We start from the raw sequence: 26025 nt of genomic DNA on the forward strand, positions 1-26025 counted from the left end.
TCATCGCGCTGCCTCCGCCTCGTCGTTGACCAGGTGTAAGAACAGCGTGACGCTGTGAGAGGGACTCAATGCCTACGGATTTGTAGGCGTTGTAGATATGGCCTACAGGCCGATCCACGCGGCCATGTGGTTCAGGGTGTCCGGCGTCCGACGGGACAGATGCACCAACCCGGTGATCGTCTCCCTGGCGCCCGGATGGTATCGGGTCTGCTCGGGAGCCATCCTGCGGGCATCGACGAGGTGCTCCAGCGCCTTCTCCGTGGAACCGGTCTCCATCTCTGCCCGCGCCCGGTCGATCAGGAAGTGCGCCCGGCGTGAGGTGGCCAGCTGCGTCGGAAGCTTCATCTTGCGCGCTTGCTTCAGCGCATCGTCGTACTGATGCATCTCGACGGCCGCCGACATCCTGTGCAGGGCCACGTTGGCCGGCCCGAAACTGAGCCAGTGCACATCGGACGCGTCGCCGATGCGCTTGGCGATCTGACGTGCCTCATCGATGTGCCGGCCCACTGCCGCTTGGTCGTCAGCCCGGGCAGAGATGACCGATGCACCGAGGTGCAACTGGCCGGCGACGGCCAGAGACTCCCGAGTCTCCTCCGCCTGGCCGACGACGCTATGCCCTGCAGCGACGAGCCGCTGCCCGATCCGGTACTCGCCCTCACGGAAATAGACCAACGCGCGCATGTACTGGCGTACGGCAGCCAGGCAGGGGTCCGAGGCTCGCTGAGCCGCCCAGTCCATCCGGTCCAGGGCGACGGCCGAGAGGTCGTAGTAGCCGAGCTTCACGCTGATGTCATGGGCTGTCCGGTAGGTCGAGGCGAGCGCCTGCCACAGCTCGGTCGTCGGCGTCGACCAGGCGGCGTGGGTGAGCTCGGCGATCAGCCCGGGCAGGGCGCGGGCCGCGTTACGCAAGTGCGTCGCTCGCACTTCTGCGCAGAGTTCGTCGGCTGCCGTGATCAGCTGTGGTGCCGGCCGCGCGGTGAGATCAGGATTGGGGCCGAGGTCGTACAGGTCGAGGGCCTCACGGATCGGTCGTACGAGTACGGCAAGCCTGTCCCGCTGCAATTCGGTCATGTACGGCTGTCCAGTGAGCACGGTGACGTCGATGTTCAGGGCCTTGGCACAAGCGGCGACGAAGTCCGCGGTGGCCGGGCGTAAACCGCATTCCACAGAGTTCAGCAGGGCATACGAGAAGGGCAGCCGATCGGCGAGTTGTCTCTGGGTGAGCCTGGCGAGTCTGCGCTGTTCCTTGATGCGCGCGCCCGTGTGGTTGCCGTCCAGCGTTGACATACTGGTCTCCGTTCTAAGCACCCACTTGGAACTGTAATCGCGCCCGACTCCCTTCGGAGCGGGGGCGGTTACATGTGGTCGGATAGGGCCATGACGAAACACGACCGTGTGATCTACCTGTTCGGCTCTGCTGCCCCGCCCGTCTTCGACATCGCGAAGGTGATCGAGGACGCCCAGGCCCGCAGCTTCGACGTGTGTCTCGGCCTCACCCCCACCGCTGCGCGCTGGCTCGCGCCGCAGCTCGCCGAGCTGGAACGACTGACCGGTCACCCCGTGCGCAGCGAGTACAAAATGCCCGGCGAACGAGACGTATGGCCGGAGGCGGACGTGATCGCCGTAGCGCCGGCCACCTTCAACACCTTGAACTCGTGGGCGCTTGGCCTCACGCACGACTTCGTCGTTGGGGTGGTTGCCGAGGGCATCGGCAAGAGAATCCCCACGGTCGCCATGCCGTGCGTCAACGCCGCCTACGTACGCCACAACCAGTTCGAACGGAGCGTCGCCGAGCTACGCGCCATGGGCGTTCGCGTCTTGTACGGCAAGGACGGGTTCGTGCCTAATCAGCCGGGTCAGGGCAAGCCGAAGGAGTACCCCTGGGACCTGGTGCTCGACACGGCCGACGAGCTCGCCAGCGCCTGACGTCTCGGTGGACTCCACCATCGCCCGCGCCCACCAGCATGCGGCGGGTGCCCGCCAGGGCAGCGATCTACCGGGCTGACCTGGGCTTTTTTAAATACCCTGACGAACTTTGCCGTTTGTTTGAACACTGCTTCCGTCCCACCCGTACGTCCGGTCACTGAACCAGCGACATGGGGAGGGACCCCTTGCGGCGTTTCAACGGTACGGCCATGATCCTGGCGGCCCTCGCCACCACGCTCGGCGCACTCGCCTATCCCGTGTGGTCGTACGCCGACCGCTCCGGCACCGGGCAGGCGAACCTGGCGGCGGGGACCGTGGCCACCCAGTGGGGTCCGCTGTCCGCCTCGGACCGCGATCTGATCGTGCGGGTCCGGCTGGCCGGGCTGTGGGAGCTGCCGGCCGGGCAGCAGGCCATCCAGCGGGCACCGAGCGCGGAGATCAAGGAGGCCGGGGACCATCTGATCGTCGGCCACACCGACCTGGACCGGCGGGTCCGGATCGTCGCGGGGCAGCTGGGCGTCGAGCTGCCCAACGTACCGAACGAACAGCAGCAGGGCTGGCTCCAGGAGATGTCGGCGGCGACCGGCGCGGAGTACGAGTACAAGTTCGTGAATCTGCTGCGCGCCGCGCACGGCAAGATCTTCCCGGCGATCGGGACGGTACGGAACACCACCCGCAACAGTCTGGTGCGGCAGCTGGCCTCGGACGCCAACCAGACCGTGCTGGACCACATCACGATCCTGGAGAAGACCGGGAAGGTCGACTTCGAGGCGATCGCCAACGAGATCGCCAACTCCACCACGGCGAGCCCGACCGGCCCGCCGGTGCCGGCGCCGGGGGTGGTGGTGCCCTCCGCTCCGGCCGCGCAGGCCAGCGGTGACGTGCGGGTCACGTCCCGGCCCTCGCCCGGCGCGCCGGGCACGGTGAACACCGCACGCCCGGACCCGGTGGACTCGCTGGGCGTACTCGGCGGCTAGCCGGTTCAGCTCCCCGGAGCGCGGACCCGAACCTCAAATGTTGCTCTGAAGCGGCAGGCAACGCGGTTCGCGGACGCGCTCCGGGGCCATACCCCCGTCATTCGGAACAAGAGGGGAGCGGACCATGACGCCGGAGCGGCTGGGAACGGGCATCGGCTGGCGGCCGGAGATCGCCGACGCCGTGGAGCGCATGCCCGGTATCGACTGGGTCGAGGTCGTGGCCGAGAACACCTGCCCGGGCCACCTCCCCGAGTCGCTGCGGCGGCTGCGCGAGCGCGGGGTGACGGTCGTACCGCACGGTGTCTCGCTGGGCCTCGGCGGCGCGGACCGCCCGGACGAGGACCGGCTCGGGGCGCTCGCCGAGCGGGCGGAGGCGCTGGGCTCCCCGCTCGTCTCCGAGCACATCGCGTTCGTCCGCGCGGGCGGCCCGCTGACGGCCTCGCCGCTCCTGGAGGCGGGACACCTCCTCCCTGTCCCCCGCACCCGGGACGCGCTCGACGTCCTCTGCGAGAACATCCGTATCGCGCAGGCCGCGCTGCCCGTGCCGCTCGCCGTCGAGAACATCGCCGCGCTCATCTGCTGGCCGGGCGAGGAGATGACCGAGGGGCAGTTCCTGTACGACCTCGTCGACCGCACCGGGGTACGGCTGCTGATCGATGTGGCGAACCTGCACACCAACCACGTCAACCGCGGTGAGGACCCGGCCAAGGCGCTCGCCGAACTCCCCGTCGAGGCCATCGCCTACGTCCATGTCGCGGGCGGCTTCGAGCGGGACGGCGTCTGGCACGACAGCCACGCCCACCCGGTGCCCCCGGCGGTCCTGGACGTCCTGACCGACCTCGCGTCCCGGGTCACGCCGCCGGGAGTGCTGCTGGAGCGGGACGAGAACTTCCCCGCACCGGGCGAACTGGAGCGGGAGCTGGCGGCGATCCGCGGGGCGGTGGCGGCGGGGGGCGCGGACCCCGGCCGCCGGTTCGATCCCCCGGCGCGGCCGACCGGGGCCGAGGTGACCGACGCCACCCGGCAGCGCGTGGGGCTCGCCCAGACCGCGGTGTTGTCCTCACTGGTCGCGGGGACGCCGGTGCCGGAGGGGTTCGACCGGGTGCGGATGGGGGTGCAGGCGCGGGCGCTGGCGTCGAAACGGGCGGACGTGGTGGCGAAGGTTGCCCCGGAGCTGCCGGAGATTCTGGGGGACGCGTATCGGCCGACGTTTCTGGCGTACGCGCAGGAACGGCCGATGACCGGGGGTTACCGGCGGGATGCGCTGGACTTCGCGGGGCGACTGCTGCGGGACGGCAGGGCGGGAGACAGGACGTCGCGGCGCCGACTGGAAAGGTGGTGGCGTGACCGAGCGGGGGCGACGCCCCGGCGGTCGGCTGCCCTACGGGCGTTGCAGCGGCGGGGCTAGGGGGAGCGAGGCCGGGGGTGCCGCTTGCCGGCGTTGGCCAGGGCGCCGCATGGAAGTTCGGTCAGATGTCCGCTGCGGGCCGTGTGTGGCTGGTCGCGCAGTTCCCCGCGCCCCTGACGGGGCGCTGTTCAACCGTGTCCTGCACAGGCCCGGAGCTGCGTGGCCGCCGGCAGTCGTGCCGCTGGGGCGGCACGGGCGGGCGCGGCCGCGCCACCCATCCGCACCCGACATCCGACCCGAAACCGCACCAGCCCATCGCCCCGGCCCCCCACACCGCGCCCTCGGTAATATGCCAACCCCGTACGGCGAAGCTCCACCGTGCGGTGCAGGAGGCATCATGCGCGCGCGTCCCCGACCCCCCGTCCAAGGCCGAGGCATATTCACCGGTACCGGGCTGATCATCGCCTGTCTCGCGGCGACCCTCGCCGCCCTGGTGTTCCCGATCTGGTCGTACGCCGACCGCTCGGACCCGACCGGCGCGGTGAACGTGCTGAGCGCCCAGACCGTGTCGACCCGCTACGGGCCGCTGTCCGCCCAGGACCGGGACTTCATCGTCAAGGTGCGGCTCGCCGGGCTCTGGGAGCTGCCGGCCGGGGAGATGGCGGAGCAGAAGGGCACCACCCAGGCCGTACGGGCCGCCGGCCAGCACCTCGTCGACGGTCACGCCGCCCTCGACGCGCACGTCCGCCGGGTCGCCGCCCAGCTCGGCGTGCCGATTCCCAACCAGCCCAACGACCAGCAGCGACAGTGGCTCGCCACGCTGACCGAGGCGCAGGGGCAGGACTTCGACCGGCAGTTCGCGAACATCGCACGGCTGGCCCACGGCCGGGTCTTCTCCGTCGTCGCCCAGGTCCGCGCCGGCACCCAGAACACGCTGGTCCGCGATCTCGCCGACGACGCCAACAGCACCGTCCTGGACCACATCAAGGTCCTGGAGGCCACCGGGTACGTCGACTTCGCCGCCCTCGCGCAGCAGTTGGCGGTCACCCCCTCCCCCGCCGCCTCGCCGCCGGTCTTCGCGCCGAGCGACGCGATCCCGGTCGTACCGTCACCTGCCCCGGCCCCGCCGTCGGCCTCGGCGTACCCGCTGCCGCCCGCCGCCTCCAGTCCCCCGCCGTCCAGCAGCCCCTGACCTGCACGGGAAGCGGAACGTCACATACCGACAACACTCGGTCCGGAATATGAACAGGGCATGGTGTTTCCCAAGCCCCTGGCATAGAAACGCGTCATGTTCTGGGTCCTTCTCCTGCTCCTGGCCTGGGCCGTCGCCGGCACCGCCTGCACTCGGCTGTGCCTGGCCGCCGTACATTCCGCGGCCACCGACACGGAAACGGGCCGAGGACACGATCTGACGCTGTACGAGGCCGCGTTCCTGTCCGGCGGACCCGCACGGGTCGCCGATCTGACCCTGGTGTCCATGGCCCGCCAGCAGCGGCTGCTGCTCGCCCACACCGGCTGGGCGACCGTCGTGGACCCGCGGGGACGGGACGAGATGGAGCGCTCGGTGATAGGTGCCATCGGACCGGAGGGGCAGTCGCGGATAGCGCCGGTGCGCTCGGCGGCGGCCGGCGCGGACGCCGTGCGGAATCTGGGCGAGGGGCTGGTGCGGGCCGGGCTCGCGGTACCGGACGTGGCGGCGCGTACGACGGTCGCGTCGGGCGTGCGTCAGGTCCGGGCCGCCGCACTCGCCGTGTTCGGCCTGGGGGCGGTCGCCCTCGCGCTGCCCGCCCCCACCGAGATGCCCCGCGACCTGGTCGCCATGTGGTTCGCGCTGCCCCTCACCCTGACGTTGAGCTGCCTGGCCATCGCCCGGGTCGAGGTACACCCGTACTCGCGCTGGGCCTCTCCGGCCGGGCAGCGGCTGCTGGGCGTACTGCACCGGCGGGCGAACCGGGCGGCCGACGACCAGTCGCTGCTCGCCTCCGTCGCCGTCCGCGGTATCCGCGCGATCGGTGAACCGGAGCTGCGTGCGGCCTTCGCACACCGGGACCAGCTCCCGCGGGAGTGAGCGGGGGCGTATAGGGGCATTGGCGCCGACACCGGCCGATGGTGCTTGCCTTCGCCGACAACCGGTCGAAATATCCCTTTTATTGCTGCCGTGCAGTCGCTGCGGTGCCGTTGCTGCCGCGCCACGCAGCGACCGCACCGAAAGGGATACGCCATGAGAGCCCCCGCCCTGTATTCGGCAGCCGGGTCCCTGATCCTGACCACCCTGGCCGCCGCCCCGGCCGGGAGCACGCCCCGCGTCCCGGACGCGGCGACCACCGAACTGCGCGGTACCGCAGTGGCCGCCGCGCGGGCGCGCGCGGAGGGCATCGACTTCGGCAAGTGCGCCGCCGGACGGGACTACCCGAGTTCCTTCCAGTGCGGCACGCTGAGCGTCCCGCTGGACTACGCGCACCCGGACGGCAAGCAGATCAAACTGACCGTCAGCCGGGTGCGGGCCACCCACAAGGACCCGCACAACAGCAAGCGCAAGGTGCCCCGGCAGGGCGCCCTGGTCTACAACCCGGGCGGTCCCGGTGCCTCCGGCATGGCCTTCCCGATGGTCGGCGTGCTGCCCGAGTGGAAGCGCCTCGCCGCCGCCTACGACCTGGTGGGCTACGCCCCGCGCGGGGTGGACCGTTCGGCGCCGCTGTCCTGTGTGGAACCCAAGCGCTTCTTCAAGGCGCCGTCCCCGTCACCGGCGCACCCCTCCGCGGCGTACAAGAAGGCGCGGGTCGCGGAGGCGAAGGCGTACGCGCGCGGCTGCCTCAAGCGGTCCGGGAGCAGGCTGAGGTACTTCACCTCGCTCAACAACGCGCGTGACCTGGACGTGCTGCGCGCCGCGCTCGGTGAGAACCGGCTGACCTTCATGGGCGCCTCCTACGGCACCTACTTCGGCGCGCTGTACGCCACCCTGTTCCCCTCGCACGTACGGCGGATGGTGCTGGACTCGGCGGTGAACCCCGACCCGGCGCAGATCTGGTACCGCTCCAACCTGGAGCAGTCGGCCGCGTTCGAGAGCCGCTGGGCGGACTACCGGGAGTGGATCGCCAGGCACGACGACGTGTACGGGCTCGGTGACACGGCCGCGAAGGTGCAGGCGAGTTACGACCGGGCGAGCAAGCGGCTGGCCAAGAAGGCGGCCGGCGGGAAGGTCGGGCCGGGGCAGTTGCAGGGCGCGTTCCTGTCGGCCGGGTACTACGACGACTACTGGCCGAGCCGCGCGGAGGCGCTGTCGAAGTTCCTGAAGGGGGACGCGAAGCCGTTGGTCCGGCTGGCGGCGCCGACGCCCGCGACGGCCGCCGCGGCGGAGAACGGCAACGCGGTCTACACGGCCGTCGAGTGCAACGACGCGGCCTGGCCGACGGACTTCAGGACCTGGGACCGGGACAACACCCGGCTGGCGCGGGTGGCGCCGTTCGAGACCTGGGACAACGCCTTCATGAACCTGCCGTGCGCCTACTGGCCGGTGCCCCGGCAGAAGGCCCTCGATGTCCGGACGGGTCCCGGTGAGCTGCCGCCGACGCTGATCCTGCAGGCGGAGCGGGACGCGGCCACGCCCTACGCGGGCGCGCTGGAGATGAAACGGCGGCTGGCCGACTCGGTGCTGGTGACCGAGCGGGACGCGGGTACCCACGGGATCGGCGGCGGCCCCAACAAGTGCGTCAACGGCTATCTGGAGGCCTATCTGCTGGAGGGCCGGCTCCCGGAGCGGCGCGCCTCCTGCACGGGGCACCCGGAGCCGAAGCCGGCCGGCCACGGCCCGCAGAAGAAGCTGCGGGACTCCCTGAAGGGCAAGGCCGGCCGGCGCTGAGCGTCGTCAGGCGAGGCCCGCGACGAGCTCCGCGACGTCCTTGCGGCGGCCCGTGTAGAAGGGGACCTCCTCGCGGACGTGCATCCGGGCCTCGGAGGCGCGCAGATGACGCATGAGGTCGACGATGCGGTGCAGCTCGTCGGCCTCGAAGGCCAGGATCCACTCGTAGTCGCCGAGCGAGAACGAGGCGACCGTGTTGGCGCGCACGTCCGGGTAGCCGCGGGCCATCTTGCCGTGGTCGGCGAGCATCCGGCGGCGGTCCTCGTCGGGCAGCAGGTACCAGTCGTACGAACGCACGAACGGGTACACGCTGACGTAGTTGCGCGGCGTCTCGTCGGCGAGGAAGGCCGGGATGTGGGAGCGGTTGAACTCGGCGGGGCGGTGCAGCGCCATGTTCGACCAGACCGGCGCGAGGGCACGGCCCAGCTTCGTGCGGCGGAAGAGGTTGTACGCCTCCTGAAGCTGGTCGCTGTCCTCGGCGTGCCACCAGATCATCAGGTCGGCGTCGGCGCGTAGACCGGAGAGGTCGTAGGTGCCGCGCACGGTCACGTCCTTGGCGGCGAGCTGGTCGAACAGCTCCTGGACCTCGTCGGCGTAGCCCGCGCGGTCCTCGGGCAGCACGTCCTTCAGCTTGAAGACCGACCACAGGGTGTAGCGGATGACCTCGTTGAGGTCCTTGGCCAGCTTGCCCTTGTTCGGGATCCGCTCGGGGGCGGTGGTGGGGGCGTCGTCACTCATGGTCCTTATTCTCCCGCTCCGCCGTGCAGGCTCTGCACCGGGTTGGCGGTGAGCTCCCGCACCGCCGCCAGGTCACCGCCGAGCTGGTCGACCGCCGCGTACGCGCTCGCGATGCAGGCGGGGATGCCCACCCCGTCGTACTGCGCACCGCAGACCGCCAGGCCCGGGAGCCCGGCGACGTGCTCGCGGACGCGGGCCACGCGCGCGTGGTGGCCGACGGGGTACTGGGGCAGGCCGTCGGTCCAGCGGGTGACCCGGGTGGCGACCGGGTCCGCCTCCAGGCCGGTGGCGGCGCGCAGGTCGTGCCGGGAGACGTCGACGAGGTCGCCGTCCGCGCGTCCCAGCACCTCCGTCTCCCCGTACCGTCCCACCGAGGTGCGCACCACGACGACGTCCGGGTCCTCGTAGGCGATCCAGCCCCACTTCTGGGAGGCGAAGGTGGCGGCCTTGATGGTGCGGCCGTCTACGGGCGGCACCAGGAAGCCGCTGCCCGCGGGGAGGGCGAGGTCGGCACGGCGGTAGGCGAGGGTGATCAGGGCCATCGAGGCGTACTCGACGGCGGCCAGTTCGGCCGCGGCGGCGGGCGCCTCGGCGCGCAGCAGGCGGGCGGCGACGGGGGCCGGGACGGCGACGATCACGGCGTCCGCGTACCGCACCCGGTCACCGGCGACGACCCGCCACCCGGTGTGCGGGCCGCCGCGGCCCGGCGTGCGGTCCCCGTGATCCACCGCCCCGGCGCCCGCCCGCGAGGGGCCGGATCCGCCGGCCGGTGACCCGTCGTGGTCGTAGTCCCGTGTCGTGCCCGGTCCCACCCTGCGCAGTTCGGTCACGGGTGCCCCGGTGACGATCTCGCCCCCGCGCGCCCGCACCGAGTCGGCCACCGCGAGTGGCAGGGTGCCGACGCCGCCCTCGATGCCCATGAACACTGGGCCCGTCTGCTGGTTGGCGGCCGCCTTGGCCTGGATCTCGCGGACGGCCTCGGTCAGCGAGTCGTGCGTCCTGGCGGCCTGGTAGAGCTGCGGGACCGCCGAGCGCATCGAGATGCGGTACGCGTCGCCCGCGTAGACCCCGCCGAGCAGCGGCTCGACCAGCCGGTCGACGACCTCCCGGCCGAGCCGCCCGGCCACGTACTCCCCCACCGCCACGTCGTCGCCGACCTGGGTGCGGGGCAGGTCGGCGTCGCGCCCGATACGCGCGAGGCCCTCCTCGGAGAGCACGCCGGACAGCGCGGCGGCGGTGCCGGGGACGCCCATGACATGGCCCTTGGGCATGGGGCGCAGGGCACCCCGGGTCCAGATCGAGGCCGTGGCGGTGGCCGGCGGCCGCAGCCGGTCGTCCAGCCCCACCTCGCGCGCGAGGGCGACCGCCTCGGGCCGGCGGGCCAGCATCGACTCGGCGCCCAGGTCGACCCGCACGTCCGCGATCTCGCCGGGCAGCAACTTGCCGCCGACTCTCTCCGAGGCCTCCAGCACGGTCACGCGCACGCCGCGCTCCAGCAGCCGGTGGGCCGCGGCCAGCCCGGCGATCCCGGCGCCGATGACCACGACGTGCTGCTCCGTGCCCGTACCCGTTGCGCTCATGACCCCCACTCTCTCAGACCCCGCTGACACTCCCGTCCGGGCCCGGTGACCCCTACGCGTCCGGACCGTGACCGCATCGGGATCATCGCGGTCAAACGTCCGGCCCCGCCCCGGCGTCGAAGGAGCGTCAGTCATCACGTCCCCCGGGGGGAAACCATGCGACATCCCGTACGACCCGTTATCGCCGGCCTTCTGCTCGCCTGCGCGCTCGTCCTCACCGGCTGCGGCGCCAATGGCGACTCCGGCGGGTCCTCCAGTGACTCCAAGGCCGACCTGGGCAGCGCGGCCCAGGATGCGGCGGGCTCGGCAGGCGCCAAGGAGAGCGGCGGCAAGGGCACCGACAAGGCCCCCACGCTCACGGTGAACCACATCATCCGCACCGCCTCCCTGACCGTGCAGGTCAAGGACGTGCCCAAGGCCCTCGACGAGGCCCGCACCACGACCGAGAACGCCGGCGGCTATGTCGGCAACGAGACCACCACCCGGGGCTCCCAGGGCCGCGAACGCACCCGCGTGGTCCTCCGGGTCCCCACCGAGAAGTACGACGAGGTGCTCACCGACCTCCAGGGAGCGGGCAAGCTGCTCGACCGCACCGCGAAGGCCCAGGACGTCACCGACCAGGTGGTGGACGTGGACAGCCGCATCAAGTCGCAGCGGGCCAGCGTGGCCCGGGTCCGCGAACTGATGGACCGGGCCACCAAGCTCAGTGACGTGGTCACCCTGGAAGGGGAGTTGAGCAGCCGGGAGGCCGACCTGGAGGCGCTGCTCGCCCAGCAGGCGTCCCTGAAGGACCGCACCAGCCTGGCCACCATCACGCTGTCGCTCACCGAGACGCCGGTGAGGAAGGCCGCGAAGGACGACACTCCCGGGTTCGTGGACGCGCTGGCGGGCGGCTGGCACGTCTTCGTCACCATGCTGCGCTGGATCGCCCTGGCGCTGGGCGCGGCCCTGCCGTTCGCGGCGCTGGCGGCCCTGGTCGCGTTCCTGTGGTGGCGGGTCGTCCGCCGGCGCCGCACGCCCGGTGGGGAGACCTGAGCACGCCTGAAATTCCCTCGCCCCGTAGCGTGTTCGCATGGACATGAGCGGTGGACGGGAACGGCTGGTGGTGATCGGCGGGGACGCCGCGGGCATGTCCGCGGCGTCCCAGGCACGCCGACTGCGGGGACCGGACGAGCTGGAGATCGTGGCCTTCGAGCGTGGCCACTTCAGCTCCTACTCGGCGTGCGGCATCCCGTACTGGGTCGGCGGCGATGTGGCGGCGCGGGACCATCTGATCGCCCGCACGCCCGAGGAGCACCGGTCACGGGACATCGATCTGCGGATGCGCACCGAGGTCACGGAGATCGACGTGGCCGGGAAACGGGTACGCGCGCGTGACGTGGATTCCGGCGCCGAGTCCTGGACGTCGTACGACAAACTCGTCATCGGGACCGGCGCCCGCCCGATCCGCCCCGACATGCCGGGCGCGGACGCCCCGGGGGTGCACGGTGTGCAGACCCTCGACGACGGCCAGGCCCTGCTCGACACGCTGGCACGCACGCGTGGCCGGCGCGCCGTGGTCGTCGGCGCCGGCTACATCGGCGTCGAGATGGCCGAGGCGATGATCAACCGGGGCTACGAGGTGACGGTCGTCAACCGCGGCAGCGAGCCCATGTCGACGCTCGACCCGGACATGGGCCGCCTGGTGCACGAGGCGATGGAGGGCCTCGGCATCACCATGGTCAATGACGCCGAGGTCACCAAGCTGCTCACCGGCCAGGACGGCAGCGTCCGCGCGGTGGCCACGGAGGACGGCGAGTACCCGGCGGACGTGGTGATCCTGGGCATCGGCGTGCGCCCCGAGACGAGCCTCGCCCGGGCGGCGGGCCTGCCCGTCGGCGAGCACGGCGGCCTGCTGACCGACCTGGCGATGCGGGTCCGCGGCCACCGGGACATCTGGGCGGGCGGCGACTGCGTGGAGGTCCTGAACCTGGTCTCGGGCCAGGAGCAGTACATCCCGCTGGGCACCCACGCCAACAAGCACGGCCAGGTCATCGGCACCACCGTGGGCGGCGGTTACGCCACGTTCCCGGGGGTCGTCGGCACGGCGGTGAGCAAGGTCTGCGACCTGGAGATCGCCCGCACCGGGCTGCGCGAGAAGGACGCCCGGCGGGTGGGCCTTCAGTTCGAGGCGGTCACCATCGAGTCCACGAGCCGAGCCGGGTACTACCCCGGCGCCAGCCCGATGACGGTCAAGATGCTCGCGGAACGCCGCACCGGCCGCCTCCTCGGCGTGCAGATCGTGGGACGCGAGGGCGCGGGCAAGCGGGTCGACATCGCGGCGGTGGCCCTGACGGCGAACATGACGGTGGAACAGATGACGGCCCTGGACCTGGGCTACGCGCCCCCGTTCTCACCGGTGTGGGACCCGGTACTGGTGGCGGCGAGGAAGGCGTCGGCCAAGGTACGCGAGGGCCACTGAAGCGCCCCGTCAGGGGCGCGGGGCGTAATCGTTTGCGGCTCCGCCGCGGGGCGCGACCGGCCACAGCGCACCGCGCCCCGCGACGGCGATCAAGCCGTCCCGCTGATCCTCGGCAACGAAGTGACCCCCGCACCGCCCGGCGCAGCCGCGGCGGCAGGCTGCTCGGCGCCCGGCCGCGCGTGCGCCGCCGCCGGCCGGGTCGACCGCAGCCGGTTGCTGACCGCCTCGTCCAGCGTCACCGGCCGCTGCATCTGCGCCGCCAGCCGCCCCGCCTCCTGGCCGAGCCGTGCCACGTCCTCCCAGGGAAGCCGCACGACAAGGGAGATCTCCGCCTCACCGTCGGGCATGGCCTGCATGGGAGGGAACCCCTGAGAAGCAACCCGCTCGTTCATCGCCTGGTCCTCACATCGCCTGGAACATCACCTGAAGCTCATCGGTCGCAAGGACATACGCACCCGCGCGTGCCGATGTTCACCGAGCCGCTCCGCGCTTCGGGCGCCCCCGCCCTGGGCACTAGTCAGCTGTGGTCATCCCCGTCCATGACGTCAATCCGGTGCGGCGCACGCCGTACGTGACGTACGCGCTCATCGCCGCGAACGTCCTCGTCTTCCTGTTCACGCCCGGCATAGCCGGCTCCGTGGCCGGCAGCAGCGATCTGGCACAGCTGTGCCATCTCCAGGCCTTCACGGACCACTACGCGGCGGTCCCCAGGGAGCTGATCCACCATCAGTTGCCGGGGCTGGTCCCGACCGGCGCCGTGGGCATCGGCCGGAACGGCGCCGGCTGCGTCGTCGGGCCGCCCTCCTACGACAAGTCGCCGGTGCTGTCGGTCTTCACGGCGATGTTCCTGCACGGCAGCTGGCTGCACCTGCTGGGCAACATGCTGTTCCTGCTGATCTTCGGCAACAACGTCGAGGACCGGATGGGCCACGTCCGGTACTTCCTCTTCTACGTCGTCTGCGGCTACGCGGCCGGCTACGGCTTCGCGCTCCTCAACGACACCTCGGCGGACCCGCTGATCGGCGCGTCCGGCGCGATCGCCGGCGTCCTGGGCGCCTATCTCGTCCTCTACCCGAGGGCCAGGGTCTGGGTGCTGGTCCCCTTCCTGGTCTTCCTGCCGCTGCGGCTGCCGGCCTGGCTGGTGCTGGGCTTCTGGTTCGTACTCCAGGCCGTGTACTCGTCCGGCGAGGGCGTCTCCGAAGCCGGCACGGTGGCGTACGCGGCGCACGTCGTCGGCTTCCTCGCGGGCATGCTGCTCGCCTGGCCGCTCAAGCCGGGCACGCCCCCGCCGCCGGAACCGCGCGGCCTGCTGTTCGGCAGGCGGGCCCGGCCCCGGCACACCTGGTAGCGGACGGGGTCAGCGGGCCGTCTCGGTGTGGACGAAGTCGGCCAGCCGGGTCAGCGCGTCCGGGTCGGTGGACGGCATCACACCGTGACCCAGGTTGAAGACATGGCCTTCGAGACCGGCAGCCGCGTCGAGCACCTCGCGCGCCTTGGTCTCCACCGCGTCCTTGCCTGCGAACAGGACGGTCGGGTCGAGGTTGCCCTGGAGCGCCTTGCCGGGGCCGACGCGGCGGGCGGCCTCGTCGAGCGGGACCCGGTAGTCGACGCCGACGACGTCCGCGCCGGCCTCGCCCATGAGCTTCAGCAGTTCGCCGGTGCCGACCCCGAAGTGGATGCGCGGGACGCCGTATCCGGCGATGGCCTCGAAGATCTTCGCGGAGGCGGGCAGTACCGAGCGCCGGTAGTCGGCGGGGGCCAGCGCCCCGGCCCAGGAGTCGAAGAGCTGGACGGCGGAGGCGCCCGCCTCGATCTGCACCTTGAGGAACGCGCCCGTGATGTCCGCGAGGCGGTCGAGCAGGTCGGCCCAGAGCTCCGGGTCGCCGTACATCATCGCCTTGGCGTTCTCGTACGTGCGCGAGGGGCCGCCCTCGACGAGGTAGCTCGCGAGGGTGAAGGGGGCGCCGGCGAAGCCGATCAGCGGGGTCGGGCCGAGTTCGGCGGTGAGCAGGCCGATCGCCTCGGTGACGTACCAGACGTCCTCGGGGGTGAGGTCGCGGAGCCGGGCGAGGTCGGCGCGGGTGCGGATCGGGTGCGCGATGACCGGGCCGACGCCGGGCTTGATGTCGACGTCGATGCCGATGGCCTTGAGCGGGACGACGATGTCGCTGAAGTAGATCGCCGCGTCCACGTGGTGCCGGCGGACGGGCTGGAGTGTGATCTCGGCGATCAGTTCGGGCCGCGTGCACGACTCCAGCATCGGGATGCCCTCGCGCACCTTGTGGTACTCCGGCAGCGAACGGCCGGCCTGCCGCATGAACCACACGGGGGTGTGCGGCACGGGTTCACGCCTGCACGCCTTCAGGAAGGCACTGTCGTACGTCGCTGTCGGCTGCTGGCCCGTGGGGCTCCCGTTCGCACTCACGACGGCAAGTCTCCCACGCCCCCGAACGCAGCGTGGCCACGGCCCCCGCGGGGCCTCGGGTGGGGCCTTAGGTGGTGTCTCTCCCTGCGCGAAGGCGTCGTTCCCCTTACTCTTCCCCGCATGGCTGCGGCTCAGGGACGACTGTCGGACGGCGCTGGCGGGATGGGCGAGGAGAAGGGCACCGAGGAGGGCGAAGGGCATACGGGGAGTACGGCGCCACCGGCCTTCCGGGCCGCGGTCGACGCGCTGCGCGGCGCCCGGCTGCGGCCGCAGGTCGAGGTGGAGCCGACGCCCGCACCGCAGCGTCTGGCCCCGTTCGCGTACGCCGTGGAGGCGGCGGTGGTCGACGGGGAGCAGGACCTCGCCGACGGCCGTCTGGTGCTGCTGCACGACCCGGCCGGGCACGACGCCTGGCGTGGGACGTTCCGGCTGGTCACGCTGGTGCGCGCGGAGCTGGAGCCGGAGATGGCGGCCGATCCGCTGCTGCCGGACGTCTGCTGGTCGTGGCTCACCGGTGCCCTCCAGGCGCGCGGCCTGTCGTACGGGGAGCCGAGCGGGACCGTCACCCGGGCGAGTTCGCACTACTTCGGCGGGCTGTCCGAGCGCCCCGCCGCCTCGCAGATCGAGATCCGGGCCTCCTGGACACCTCGGGAGGGCCGCACCGGGGTCCCCGACACCGCGGCGCACCTGACTTCCTGGTGCGACCTGCTGGCGCAGGTCGCGGGACTGCCGCCGGCCGCCCCCGGCGACGCCTCGGTGGTCACGCTGCCGCAGCGCCGCGACCCGCAGGCGCGCTAGCCACCGCGTTCCGTCCCTTCCGCCCCCTCCATCCCCTCCACCCCCTCCATCTCTTCCGTCCCTTCCGTCATGTCCGTCATGTCCGACATTGACCGAGGGCCCGTCCACCCGGGTCCCGTCGACTCACCCTTCATTGACCATCTCTTTGTCGATACGGCCACTTTCTGTCCCGTACGGCAACGGCCCGAACCGATTCGATCTTCGGATGATCGATCGCGTGTCCGAATTGCACGTATTGTTACTCACCAGATCGTGATCTTTCTCTAAAGGCGGACGGGTTTGATGCCGAAGACGACTGTGACCTTGAAAGCACGGTTCGTCCCGGCTTCTTCCCCACAAGCCGGCCCCCGTCCCCCACCCCAGGAGGCCTGGTGTCCGTTCTCCTCGAGCAGCCCGCAAGCCTGGTCGCCTACCGCCCGAACAAGCCCACCGCCATGGTGGTCGTGGCCGACCCGCGCGTCCGCTCCACCGTCACCCGCCACCTGTGGGCGCTCGGCGTGCGCGATGTCATCGAAGCCTCGTCCATCGCGGAGGCTCGTCCCCGCATCGGCAACCCCCGCGACATCTGCGTCGCCGACGTCCACCTCCCCGACGGCTCCGGCCTGACCCTCCTGTCGGAGACCCGCGCCGCGGGCTGGCCCAACGGCCTGGCCCTCTCCGCCGCCGACGACATCGGCGCCGTGCGCAACGCCCTGGCCGGCGGGGTCAAGGGCTACGTCGTCACCGGCACCCGCACCAACATCGGTCTCCCCACCCGGCCGGGCGCCGCCCCCATCGGTTCCGCCGCCGCCCGCATGCACCGTCGTCCCCCGGGTGCCCCGAGTCACCCGGGTGGCTACCGCGAGCTCTCCGGCCGTGAGGTCGAGGTGCTCCGGCTGGTCGCGGAGGGCCAGTCGAACAAGGCGATCGGCGTCTCGATGGGCCTGTCCGCCCTCACCGTCAAGAGCCACCTCGCCCGAATCGCCCGCAAGCTCGGCACGGGCGACCGCGCCGGCATGGTCGCCGTCGCCCTGCGCACCGGCATCATCCACTGACCGGTCGTCCACCGATCGGTCCACCGCTCGGGCAGTCACCGGTCGGGCAGTCACCGCTCGGGCAGTCACCGGTCGAGCACTCACCGATCACCCGGCCGCTGAGCGTCGGTCACCGATCGCCAGTCACCGGCTGGTCGTGCGTTCACCGACGTGAACCGGATCGGCCGCTGGTCCGCTGTCGCGTCGTCCCCCTGTCGTCCCCCGTTCGTGGACCTGATCTTTCACCGGCCTGACTGGTTTGCGACCCTCAGGTGCCCGTCGCCGGAACGTTCCGTCGACGGGCGCCGTCCACACACAGATACCCTTGACATGTGACCGACGCCCAAGACACCGCAGCAGACAGTTCACTGCGCACCACCGGGGGCACTCCTCCGGACGACGCCGGATCTTCTGTGACGGGGGCGCCGATTCCCCTGCTGGAGCCGCGTGAGGGCATTCCGCCCGTGATCGCGGACGAGGATGCGCTCGCCCGGGTGATCGCCGCGTTCGCCGCCGGCTCCGGTCCCGTCGCCGTCGACGCCGAGCGCGCGTCCGGCTACCGCTACGGGCAGCGCGCCTACCTCGTCCAGCTGCGCCGCGAGGGCGCCGGGACCGCGCTGATCGACCCCGTCGCCTGCCCCGATCTCTCCGGCCTCGGTGAAGCGCTGGCCGGCGTCGAGTGGGTACTGCACGCGGCCACCCAGGATCTGCCCTGTCTGCGCGAGATAGGCATGATGCCCAGCAGCCTTTTCGACACCGAGCTGGCCGGGCGGCTCGCCGGCTTCCCGCGGGTCGGGCTCGGCGCGATGGTCGAGAGCGTCCTCGGCTTCGTCCTCGAGAAGGGCCATTCCGCCGTCGACTGGTCGACCCGGCCGCTGCCCGAGCCGTGGCTGCGGTACGCGGCGCTCGACGTCGAGCTGCTTGTCGATCTGCGGGACGCCCTGGAGAAGGAGCTGGACCGGCAGGGGAAGCTGGAGTGGGCGCGGCAGGAGTTCGACGCGATCGCGTCCGCGCCGCCGGCCGAGCCGAGAAAGGATCCCTGGCGTCGGACGTCGGGAATGCACAAGGTGCGGCGGCGCCGGCAGCTGGGCGTGGTGCGGGAGCTGTGGCAGACGCGGGACCGGATCGCGCAGAAGCGGGATGTGTCGCCCGGCAAGGTGCTCAGTGACGCGGCGATCGTGGAGGCCGCGCTCGCGCTGCCGGCGAACGTGCACGCCCTCTCGGGACTGAACGGCTTCGGGCACCGGATGGGGCGGCGGCAGCTGGAGCAGTGGCAGTCGGCGGTGGACCGGGCCAAGGCGCTGCCGGACGCCGGGCTGCCGCTGCCGGGGCAGCCGGTGACGGGGCCGCCCCCGCCACGGGCGTGGGCCGACAAGGACCCCGAGGCGGCGGCTCGGCTGTCTGCGGCGCGGGCCGCGGTGTCGGCGCTGGCCGAGCAGCTCAACATGCCGCAGGAGAACCTGATCGCGCCGGACTCGGTGCGCAGGCTCTGCTGGGAGCCGCCGAAGGTCATGGACGCCGAGACGGTGGGAGCGGCTCTGGCGGCGTACGGCGCGCGGCCGTGGCAGGTGGAGCAGGTGACGGCGGCGTTGGTGACGGCTCTGTCCGCCTAGGCCGGTCCCGGGGCCGGTCCCTGGGCCGGTTCCCTGGGCTGGTCCCTGGGCCGGCCCCTTTCGGCTCCCCTTTCAGGCTCACCGGGTACCGGCACGGGAACTCCGGACTCGGCTCGCCAGGGTGCGTCACGGCACCGCTGAAGAGCCGAGGTCCGCGGTGGTCCCGCTAGGCCCTGTCGTCAAATTGCCGCCTGCCCCGCGACGCCATGCACGCTCCCCCACTGCCTTAAGGGCGTGGGAGGTGCCCCCACTCGCCGCACCGGGCCCAGACCCGAGTACATCCAGTACGAGGGTCAGGGCCCGGCACTCCCCCAGCCTTCGGCCGGGGGGACCCCCAGAGCACGCACCTGACGCCGCGGAGCCGCCCTCCGGGCGACGACGGGAATGTGACGACAGGACCTAGAGCAGGAGTCCGTCGGCGTGCTCCGGGGCCGCTTTTTCGGCGTGCTCCGGGAGCTCTTCGAGTCTTTCGAGTACCGCGCCCTGATCCGGGAGTTCCTCCGCCGTTCCGCCCGGCGGCAGGTCCGGGTCGGCTGCGCCTTCGAGGAACGCGGTGTACAGGTTCTTGCCTCGGTCCACCGAGAAGTCGATCTCCGGCAGGAGATCCGGAACCGCGATCGCGGTCACCAGATTGCGGTACATGCGTGAGACCCGCGCTTCGACGTTCCTCAGATGCCGATCGAGGGTGTTCGAGATCAGCACCACTCCGGCCCAGTCCCCCGCGACCTGGTATGCCTGTTCCTCCAGATCGACGAAGGGTTTCAGCTCTCCGCGCCGCCGGGCTTCGGTCAACTGCTCTGTGTTGTACACGATCCAGTCCGGCCAGGGCGTTCCGTAGGTTTCCGGCGCATTGCCCTGGAAGGACAGCATCAAAGCGGCCTGAAGAGCGCTCTCGTTGGAGATTCGATGGGCCAGGATCATGCCGATGTCGACCATTTCCTGGAGCATGATTCGCTGCTTCTGCAGCCCGTCCATGCTCAGGGTGTCTTCCATGATGGCCGACGCCACTTCGAGCTTTCCGCCGGGGAAATGCCGGTAGAAGGCGCCCTTGCTGGTCCGTGCGGCGGTAATCAGGTCGCTTACCGAAGTCCCTTCGTAACTGTCCGCCACGAAGAGTGCGCCGGCGGTGTCGAGGATGCGCTGCCTCGTGTCAATGGCGCGTTGCTGCCGCCGTCGCGGCCTACGCAGGTTGCTCATTCGATCTCGCCTTCGAGTCCCATTCGCCGGTTGAGACTGCACGGACCTTGTCCAGGACAACTGCACACGCATTCCAGAACCCCCGCCCCCGCGAGTGTTCTCGAAGCCCCGAAAAGCCGCACCACATTCTCAGGCCAGGGAATTCCAGGGCTTCGCACTAAGTCGGAAAATACCGCGTATGCGTTGATCAGCCTCCCGATACTACCCCGGTCGGTCAGGGCGGATGCGTGGCGCCGAAAGGTAAGGACTCCACCTCCTGTTCGACCGTGACCTGCCTCGTTAAGCGGACCATGGGCTCCCGCCCCGCGACCGACGCCTTGCCCAGCGCTCCCACGGCCCGGGCGCAGGGGGATCCACCCCTCGGTCGCGCCACAGCCGAAGCCCTGACGGCACGGCGACCTGTGGTTGCTTGACGTCACAGCACCCGCGTTCCAGACTTGGCGCCGACAGAACAGACCGATCAGTCCCTTCTGCCGCCGACCACATCCCCACAACGCAGCCGTCCCGCCCTCCGAGGACGCGGGCGAGCTGTGCCCCTGCGGATGGAGACGGTCACAGTGGAAAGAGACCGATTGGTCCCAACAAGACCGGGTGGCGTCGTATGACGGGTCGGGCGGTCCATCGGACACGCCGTCGCATCACGCCGATCCGCACGGGGGGGTCACATGTATTCCGATCGCGTTCGGGCGCGGTCCGCCGAGCCGTCGGTGTCGGTGTCGGGGTACGGCCGGCTTTACCCAAGACGCGATGCGCATTCGGTTCCGGCCCCTGCGCCCGGCATCCGTGGGGTGAATACGCGGATGCCCGACGCGATTACCTCGTTCATCACGTGCGCGTGAGTACCCCGGGCGGCGGGATGTCCGCCCGTACCCGCTGATCCGCTTCGGCCTCACACCCGTCTGCTTGGGAGCCCGCACAGATGACGATCCCCGCCGCCCCCGCCGCGCCCGTCGTACGGACCGACCCCGCCGCTCCCACCGCGGCGGTGATCGCCCCGTACGACGGCGGGGTCCCGTATCCGCGGGCGTTCGCCCGGCACGGCTGGCGGACGGTGGCCGTCGTCCCGGAGCGCCGCCTGCGGCCACCGGCGTACCAGAGCTCGCCGGTGCCCGCCGGATACAGCGGCACGGTCGTGCACCGCGGGGTCCGGCAGACGGTCAAGGCGCTGCGGGTGCTGGGGGTGTCGGCCGTGGTCGCGGGCAGCACCGGGGGCATCGAGCTGGCCGAGCGAATCGCCTGGCAGCTCGGTCTTCCCGGTGCCGATCCGGCGTGCTCACCGCTGAGGTACGACCGCGGGGCGCAGGCAGACCGCCTGGCACGCGTCGGGATCCCCGCTCTGCGGGGCATCCGCACGACGAGTCCGGCCGCCGCAGTGGCCTGGGCGCGGAACCACCCCGGCCCCGGCTACCTGCTCGCCCCGGCGGCCACCGGAACCCCGGTCGACCCGGTGGAGTGCGGGGACGAACGCCAGATCAACACCGCCTGGCCGGCTGTGCGGCACGCGGCCGTGCAGCACTCCGGCAGCGCGCACCTGGTGCTGAGCGAGCGGCCCTCCCGGCTCCAGTACACGGTCAACACCGCCACTCGGCCGGGCCCGGACGGCCGCCCCGAGCACGTCGTCACCGACCTGTGGACGGACGTCCATACCGGTGACGGCCGGTTGGACCGTACCGATCTGCTCCCTCCGGGCGGCCCGCTGGCACAGATCCTCGCGTTTCGCACCACCCGGGCGCTCGACGCCCTCGGGGTGGTGTGCGGACCGGTCACCACCCGGCTCGCGTACCGCGCCGATGACGAACTGCTGGTGGTGTGCGCGCTGGCGGCGCCCGTCGTGACGCCGGCCGACGAAGCGCTGCGGACGGCCACCGGCCGCAACCGCGCCGCCGACGCGCTGGGCACCTGGATACCACCGGCCGTCACCCCCCGGGTCACGCCTGCTCCGAGCGGACAGCACATCGTGCGGGTGCACCTGCGTCCGGCCGCCGGGATCGCCCCGTGGCTGGGAGCCGCCCTGCGCTCGCTGCCCACCGTGGTCGCGGCGAGCGAGATCCGCACGCCCGGTGCCCCCGTGTCCGCCGAGGCCGTGCTCAGCAGCAGCGAGCCGCGGGCCATCGAACGCGACTACAGGGTCATCCGTGCGCTGGAGCACCACGGATGACCCTCTCCGGGCCGCCCGTGATCCCACGGCCGCTCTCTTGCGCACACCTCCCCCCGAGAGGAGCCCTCGTGCTCACACCACTCCGGTCCGGCTGCCCCAGCCGCGGATCAGGCCCACCCGGCCCCCACCTGATGACGCGGAACGCTCGCATCCTGGAGCTGGGCGCACGGCAGTTGCTTCGCGCACTACGACCGGGTCGGCCCCGACCCCGGCCCCGGCGCTGAGGGGCGCTCACCGCGTCGATCCCCGCATGAAGCCGTTGTAGATGAAGCGTTGCAGGCACAGGAAGACGACCAGCGTCGGCAGGATCACCAGGATCGCTCCCGCCGAGATGACCTACCAGTGCGCCCCGTAGGGGCCGCGGAAGCGGAACAGGGACGTCGAGATCACGCCAAGGTTCCGGGACGGCATGTAGAGGAAGGGGATGTGGAAGTCGTCGCCCCTGAAGGGGCGCTGCGGCACATGTGACCTTCGCCGCTCCGACCGTCAGGGGTGTGCAGTCACGTTACTCATAAGTAGCATGGGCCTGAGCGCGCGCTCAGCGCATGCAGCAGTGCCATCCCGCACCCTGGAGGAGAGCCAATCGTGCCTCGTACCGTCAGGGATGTCGTCTTCGTCGACGGCGTCCGTACCCCGTTCGGCAAGGCGGGCCCGAAGGGCATCTACCACGAGACCCGTGCCGACGACCTCGTCGTGAAGGCGATCCGGGAGCTGCTGCGTCGCAACCCCGGGCTGGACACCAAGAAGATCGACGAGGTCGCCATCGCCGCGACCACCCAGATCGGTGACCAGGGCCTGACCATCGGCCGTACCGCGGGCATTCTCGCGGGCCTGCCGACCTCCGTGCCCGGCTACTCCATCGACCGCATGTGCGCCGGCGCGCTGACCGCCGTCACCACGGTCGCCGGTTCCGTGGCCTTCGGTGCGTACGACATCGCCATCGCAGGCGGTGTCGAGCACATGGGCCGCCACCCGATGGGCGAGGGCGTCGACCCGAACCCGCGGTTCGTCAGCGAGAAGCTGGTCGACGAGTCCGCGCTGTTCATGGGCATGACCGCCGAGAACCTGCACGACCGCTACCCGGGGATCACCAAGCTCCGCACGGACGAGTACGCGGTGCGGTCGCAGGAGAAGGCCGCCAAGGCGTACGCCAACGGCAAGATCCAGGCCGACCTGGTGCCGATCTCGGTGCGCCGGACCAGCCCCGAGGGCGGCGAGACCGGCTGGGGTCTGGTCACCGCCGACGAGCCGATGCGGCCGGGGACCACCCTGGAGAACCTGTCGGGTCTGAAGACGCCGTTCCGGGTGCACGGCCGGGTCACCGCCGGTAACGCGGCCGGTCTGAACGACGGCGCCACCGCCTCGCTGATCGCCAGCGAGGACTTCGCCCGCGAGAACAACCTGCCGGTCAAGATGCGGCTCGTGTCGTACTCCTTCGCCGGTGTCGAGCCCGAGGTCATGGGCTACGGCCCGATCCCGGCCACCGAGAAGGCGCTCGCCCAGGCCGGGCTGAGCATCTCCGACATCGGTCTGTTCGAGATCAACGAGGCCTTCGCCGTGCAGGTGCTGGCCTTCCTCGACCACTACGGCATCGCGGACGACGACGAGCGCGTCAACCAGTACGGCGGCGCGATCGCCTTCGGTCACCCGCTCGCCTCCTCGGGTGTGCGTCTGATGACGCAGCTGGCCCGCCAGTTCGAGGAGCAGCCGAACGTCCGCTACGGCCTGACCACCATGTGCGTCGGCTTCGGCATGGGCGCGACGGTCATCTGGGAGAACCCGCACTTCGAGGGGGACAAGTGAGCACCACCGCCGAGCTTCTGAAGCAGGCCTCGGACCTGTTCCCCGACGAGGTCGTGACGTCGGCGCACGTGCGCCACTTCGACCTGCCGTCCGGGGCCGGCCGCTTCGCGCTGATCACCCTGGACAACGGCCTGGACCACACCAAGCCGACCACCTTCGGCCCGGCCTCGCTGGCGAACCTCAACACCGCCATCGACCAGGTGGAGAAGGAGGCGGCCGAGGGCACGATCGTCGGCGTCGGCATCACCGGCAAGCCGTTCATCTTCGCGGTCGGCGCGGACCTGAAGGGTGTCGAGCTCCTCAAGGAGCACGAGCACGCGCTCGCCATCGGCAAGGGCGGCCACGAGGTCTTCAAGCGCCTCGCGGGTCTGGCCGTGCCGACCTTCACCTACTACAACGGTGCCGCCATGGGCGGTGGCGTGGAGGTCGGTCTGCACTGCACCTACCGCACGGTGTCGAAGGCCATCCCGGCGTTCTCGCTGCCCGAGGTGTTCCTCGGCCTGGTCCCGGGCTGGGGCGGCTGCGCGCTGCTGCCGAACCTGATCGGCGCCGACAAGGCCGTCTCGGTGATCATCGAGAACAGCCTCAACCAGAACAAGCAGCTGGGGGGCCAGCAGGTCTTCGACCTCGGCATCGCCGACGCGATCTTCGAGGGCGCCGACTTCCTGGAGCAGTCGCTGATCTGGACCGCCCAGGTGCTGAAGGGCGACATCGAGGTAGAGCGTCCGGTGATCGACCGCGGCGAGGCCTGGGACCAGGCCGTCGCCAAGGGCCGCTTCATCGCGGACTCCAAGGTGCACGGCGCGGCCCCGGCCGCCTACCGCGCCCTGGACATCATCGCCGCCGCCAAGAACGGCGACCTCCAGCAGGGCTACGACGCCGAGGACCAGGCCCTCGCCGACCTGATCATGGGCGGCGAACTGCGCGCCGGCATCTACGCGTTCAACCTGGTGCAGAAGCGCGGCAAGCGGCCCGCCGGCGCCCCGGACAAGAACCTGGCGCGCCCGGTCACCAAGGTCGGTGTCGTCGGCGCCGGTCTGATGGCCTCCCAGCTCGCCCTGCTCTTCCTGCGCCGTCTGGAGGTGCCGGTCGTGCTGACCGACATCGACCAGGAGCGCGTCGACAAGGGTGTGGGCTATGTCCACGCCGAGATCGAGAAGCTGCTCGGCAAGGGCAGGATCAACCAGGACAAGGCCAACCGCCTCAAGGCCCTGGTCACCGGTGTGCTGGACAAGGCCGAGGGCTTCGCGGACGCCGACTTCATCATCGAGGCGGTGTTCGAGGAGATCGGCGTCAAGCAGCAGGTGTTCGCGGAGGTCGAGGCGGTCGCCCCGGCGCACGCGATCCTCGCCACCAACACCTCCTCGCTGTCGGTGACGGAGATGGCGTCGAAGCTCAAGAACCCCGAGCGGGTCGTGGGCTTCCACTTCTTCAACCCGGTCGCCATCCTCCCGCTCCTGGAGATCGTGCGCGGCGAGCAGACCGACGACGCGTCGCTGGCCACGGCCTTCGCCGTCGCCAAGAAGCTGAAGAAGACCGCGGTGCTGGTGAAGGACGCCCCGGCGTTCGTCGTCAACCGCATCCTCACCCGCTTCATGGGCGAGATCCAGAACGTCATCGACGAGGGCACCCCGGTCGAGGTCGCGGAGAAGGCGGTCGAGCCGCTGGGCCTGCCGATGTCCCCGCTGGTGCTCCTGGAGCTGGTCGGTCCGGCGATCGGCCTGCACGTCTCGGAGACCCTCAACCGGGCCTTCCCGGACCGCTTCACGGTCTCCCCGAACCTCGCGGCCGTCGTCAAGGCGGGCAAGCGCGGCTTCTACGTGTACGACAGCGGGAAGCCGGAGCTGGACCCCGAGGTCGCCGCGCTGCTCAAGCAGGGCGATGTGGTCCTCACCGAGGAGCAGGTCCGCGACCGCGTCCTGGACGCCGTCGCCCAGGAGATCGGGCTGATGCTCGACGAGGGTGTCGTCGCCGAGGCGCAGGACATCGACCTCTGCCTGATCACGGGCGCCGGCTGGCCCTTCCACCTGGGCGGCATCACGCCGTACCTGGACCGCGAGGGTGTCTCCGAGCGCGTGAACGGCAAGAAGTTCCTGGCGCCGGGCGTGGCGTCGGTCCCGGCGTAACGG

The 26025-nt window shown here is 71.2% G+C and carries 21 protein-coding genes and 1 pseudogene; 15 read left to right on the plus strand and 7 right to left on the minus strand.

All coding sequences use genetic code 11. From position 1 onward, the window contains the following. Positions 1-102: 102 nt before the first annotated feature. The gene (locus tag AB0N16_RS02235; RefSeq protein WP_365792113.1) at positions 103-1287 is read right to left on the minus strand and encodes a helix-turn-helix transcriptional regulator; all 1185 of its coding nucleotides are present in this window, start codon (positions 1285-1287) and stop codon (positions 103-105) included. A 90-nt stretch (positions 1288-1377) separates the two neighbouring features. Between AB0N16_RS02235 and AB0N16_RS02240 the strand changes: the two genes are divergently transcribed. From AB0N16_RS02240 to AB0N16_RS02265, 6 genes are all read left to right on the plus strand, one after another. Continuing rightward, positions 1378-1926, plus strand: a complete 549-nt coding sequence (locus AB0N16_RS02240) for a flavoprotein (protein WP_365792115.1) — start codon at positions 1378-1380, stop codon at positions 1924-1926. Positions 1927-2111: 185 nt separating this feature from the next. Further along, on the plus strand, positions 2112-2903 hold the full coding sequence (locus AB0N16_RS02245; protein WP_365792117.1) for a DUF4142 domain-containing protein: 792 nt from the start codon (positions 2112-2114) through the stop codon (positions 2901-2903). Positions 2904-3027: 124 nt separating this feature from the next. Continuing rightward, positions 3028-4311, plus strand: a complete 1284-nt coding sequence (locus tag AB0N16_RS02250; protein WP_365792119.1) for a DUF692 domain-containing protein — start codon at positions 3028-3030, stop codon at positions 4309-4311. 337 nt (positions 4312-4648) lie between these two features. Next, positions 4649-5443, plus strand: coding sequence for a DUF4142 domain-containing protein (locus AB0N16_RS02255; protein ID WP_365792121.1), 795 nt, complete (start codon positions 4649-4651; stop codon positions 5441-5443). Positions 5444-5539: 96 nt separating this feature from the next. After that, positions 5540-6319 carry a TIGR04222 domain-containing membrane protein gene (locus AB0N16_RS02260; protein WP_365792123.1) on the plus strand — a complete coding sequence of 260 codons (780 nt, stop codon included), beginning with the start codon at positions 5540-5542 and terminating at the stop codon, positions 6317-6319. Between the two features lie 153 nt (positions 6320-6472). Beyond that, positions 6473-8110, plus strand: a complete 1638-nt coding sequence (locus AB0N16_RS02265) for an alpha/beta hydrolase (RefSeq protein ID WP_365792125.1) — start codon at positions 6473-6475, stop codon at positions 8108-8110. A 6-nt stretch (positions 8111-8116) separates the two neighbouring features. Here the strand turns inward: AB0N16_RS02265 and hemQ are convergent, their stop codons facing one another. Beyond that, positions 8117-8848 (minus strand): hydrogen peroxide-dependent heme synthase, encoded by a 732-nt coding sequence (gene hemQ / locus AB0N16_RS02270; protein ID WP_351710369.1) that lies wholly within the window; start codon positions 8846-8848, stop codon positions 8117-8119. A gap of 5 nt (positions 8849-8853) precedes the next feature. Further along, a complete protein-coding gene (gene hemG, locus AB0N16_RS02275; protein ID WP_365792128.1) occupies positions 8854-10428 on the minus strand; it encodes a protoporphyrinogen oxidase in 1575 nt (524 codons plus the stop codon). A 156-nt stretch (positions 10429-10584) separates the two neighbouring features. Between hemG and AB0N16_RS02280 the strand changes: the two genes are divergently transcribed. Together AB0N16_RS02280 and AB0N16_RS02285 are read left to right on the plus strand one after the other, a co-directional pair. Then, positions 10585-11463: a DUF4349 domain-containing protein gene (locus tag AB0N16_RS02280; protein ID WP_365792130.1), complete on the plus strand. Its 879-nt coding sequence runs from the start codon at positions 10585-10587 to the stop codon at positions 11461-11463. Between the two features lie 37 nt (positions 11464-11500). Beyond that, positions 11501-12889, plus strand: coding sequence for an FAD-dependent oxidoreductase (locus AB0N16_RS02285; protein WP_365792132.1), 1389 nt, complete (start codon positions 11501-11503; stop codon positions 12887-12889). Positions 12890-12978: 89 nt separating this feature from the next. On the opposite strand, the gene AB0N16_RS02290 is transcribed toward AB0N16_RS02285, so the two are convergent. Beyond that, entirely contained in the window at positions 12979-13281 is a 303-nt protein-coding gene (locus AB0N16_RS02290; RefSeq protein ID WP_351729017.1) for a hypothetical protein, read from the minus strand. Between the two features lie 131 nt (positions 13282-13412). Between AB0N16_RS02290 and AB0N16_RS02295 the strand changes: the two genes are divergently transcribed. After that, on the plus strand, positions 13413-14237 hold the full coding sequence (locus tag AB0N16_RS02295) for a rhomboid family intramembrane serine protease (RefSeq protein WP_365792134.1): 825 nt from the start codon (positions 13413-13415) through the stop codon (positions 14235-14237). 9 nt (positions 14238-14246) lie between these two features. On the opposite strand, the gene hemE is transcribed toward AB0N16_RS02295, so the two are convergent. Further along, positions 14247-15314 carry a uroporphyrinogen decarboxylase gene (gene hemE, locus AB0N16_RS02300; protein ID WP_365792136.1) on the minus strand — a complete coding sequence of 356 codons (1068 nt, stop codon included), beginning with the start codon at positions 15312-15314 and terminating at the stop codon, positions 14247-14249. Between the two features lie 120 nt (positions 15315-15434). On the opposite strand from hemE, the gene AB0N16_RS02305 reads away from it, so the two are divergent. The 3 genes from AB0N16_RS02305 to AB0N16_RS02315 all read left to right on the plus strand — a co-directional run bounded on the left by AB0N16_RS02305 (position 15435) and on the right by AB0N16_RS02315 (position 18738). Further along, positions 15435-16112: a DUF3000 domain-containing protein gene (locus AB0N16_RS02305; RefSeq protein ID WP_365792138.1), complete on the plus strand. Its 678-nt coding sequence runs from the start codon at positions 15435-15437 to the stop codon at positions 16110-16112. 371 nt (positions 16113-16483) lie between these two features. Continuing rightward, positions 16484-17146, plus strand: a complete 663-nt coding sequence (locus AB0N16_RS02310; protein ID WP_123973178.1) for a response regulator transcription factor — start codon at positions 16484-16486, stop codon at positions 17144-17146. 311 nt (positions 17147-17457) lie between these two features. Then, positions 17458-18738 (plus strand): ribonuclease D, encoded by a 1281-nt coding sequence (locus AB0N16_RS02315; RefSeq protein WP_365792141.1) that lies wholly within the window; start codon positions 17458-17460, stop codon positions 18736-18738. Between the two features lie 399 nt (positions 18739-19137). Here the strand turns inward: AB0N16_RS02315 and AB0N16_RS02320 are convergent, their stop codons facing one another. After that, on the minus strand, positions 19138-19935 hold the full coding sequence (locus AB0N16_RS02320; RefSeq protein WP_365792143.1) for a TetR/AcrR family transcriptional regulator: 798 nt from the start codon (positions 19933-19935) through the stop codon (positions 19138-19140). Positions 19936-20854: 919 nt separating this feature from the next. On the opposite strand from AB0N16_RS02320, the gene AB0N16_RS02325 reads away from it, so the two are divergent. Next, positions 20855-22093, plus strand: coding sequence for a hypothetical protein (locus tag AB0N16_RS02325; protein ID WP_365792145.1), 1239 nt, complete (start codon positions 20855-20857; stop codon positions 22091-22093). 231 nt (positions 22094-22324) lie between these two features. Here the strand turns inward: AB0N16_RS02325 and AB0N16_RS02330 are convergent. Next, positions 22325-22531: pseudogene (locus AB0N16_RS02330) on the minus strand (carbohydrate ABC transporter permease); the annotation flags it as partial. Between the two features lie 147 nt (positions 22532-22678). Between AB0N16_RS02330 and AB0N16_RS02335 the strand changes: the two are divergent. Together AB0N16_RS02335 and AB0N16_RS02340 are read left to right on the plus strand one after the other, a co-directional pair. After that, positions 22679-23896: an acetyl-CoA C-acyltransferase gene (locus tag AB0N16_RS02335; RefSeq protein ID WP_365792147.1), complete on the plus strand. Its 1218-nt coding sequence runs from the start codon at positions 22679-22681 to the stop codon at positions 23894-23896. Then, positions 23893-26022, plus strand: coding sequence for a 3-hydroxyacyl-CoA dehydrogenase NAD-binding domain-containing protein (locus tag AB0N16_RS02340; RefSeq protein ID WP_365792149.1), 2130 nt, complete (start codon positions 23893-23895; stop codon positions 26020-26022). The genes AB0N16_RS02335 and AB0N16_RS02340 overlap by 4 nt, the downstream gene beginning before the upstream one ends. Positions 26023-26025: the final 3 nt, after the last annotated feature.

It is taken from the genome of Streptomyces sp. NPDC051105 (assembly GCF_040682795.1).
Lineage (GTDB): Bacteria > Actinomycetota > Actinomycetes > Streptomycetales > Streptomycetaceae > Streptomyces.

What these genes read in the sequence shown, in the direction of transcription:
- AB0N16_RS02235 (WP_365792113.1), bottom strand. Translation starts at nt 1,287, where the DNA reads ATGTCAACGCTGGACGGCAACCACACGGGCGCGCGCATCAAGGAACAG.
- AB0N16_RS02240 (WP_365792115.1), top strand. Translation starts at nt 1,378, where the DNA reads ATGACGAAACACGACCGTGTGATCTACCTGTTCGGCTCTGCTGCCCCG.
- AB0N16_RS02250 (WP_365792119.1), top strand. Translation starts at nt 3,028, where the DNA reads ATGACGCCGGAGCGGCTGGGAACGGGCATCGGCTGGCGGCCGGAGATC.
- AB0N16_RS02255 (WP_365792121.1), top strand. Translation starts at nt 4,649, where the DNA reads ATGCGCGCGCGTCCCCGACCCCCCGTCCAAGGCCGAGGCATATTCACC.
- AB0N16_RS02260 (WP_365792123.1), top strand. Translation starts at nt 5,540, where the DNA reads ATGTTCTGGGTCCTTCTCCTGCTCCTGGCCTGGGCCGTCGCCGGCACC.
- AB0N16_RS02265 (WP_365792125.1), top strand. Translation starts at nt 6,473, where the DNA reads ATGAGAGCCCCCGCCCTGTATTCGGCAGCCGGGTCCCTGATCCTGACC.
- hemQ (WP_351710369.1), bottom strand. Translation starts at nt 8,848, where the DNA reads ATGAGTGACGACGCCCCCACCACCGCCCCCGAGCGGATCCCGAACAAG.
- hemG (WP_365792128.1), bottom strand. Translation starts at nt 10,428, where the DNA reads ATGAGCGCAACGGGTACGGGCACGGAGCAGCACGTCGTGGTCATCGGC.
- AB0N16_RS02280 (WP_365792130.1), top strand. Translation starts at nt 10,585, where the DNA reads ATGCGACATCCCGTACGACCCGTTATCGCCGGCCTTCTGCTCGCCTGC.
- AB0N16_RS02285 (WP_365792132.1), top strand. Translation starts at nt 11,501, where the DNA reads ATGGACATGAGCGGTGGACGGGAACGGCTGGTGGTGATCGGCGGGGAC.
- AB0N16_RS02290 (WP_351729017.1), bottom strand. Translation starts at nt 13,281, where the DNA reads ATGAACGAGCGGGTTGCTTCTCAGGGGTTCCCTCCCATGCAGGCCATG.
- AB0N16_RS02305 (WP_365792138.1), top strand. Translation starts at nt 15,435, where the DNA reads ATGGCTGCGGCTCAGGGACGACTGTCGGACGGCGCTGGCGGGATGGGC.
- AB0N16_RS02320 (WP_365792143.1), bottom strand. Translation starts at nt 19,935, where the DNA reads ATGAGCAACCTGCGTAGGCCGCGACGGCGGCAGCAACGCGCCATTGAC.
- AB0N16_RS02325 (WP_365792145.1), top strand. Translation starts at nt 20,855, where the DNA reads ATGACGATCCCCGCCGCCCCCGCCGCGCCCGTCGTACGGACCGACCCC.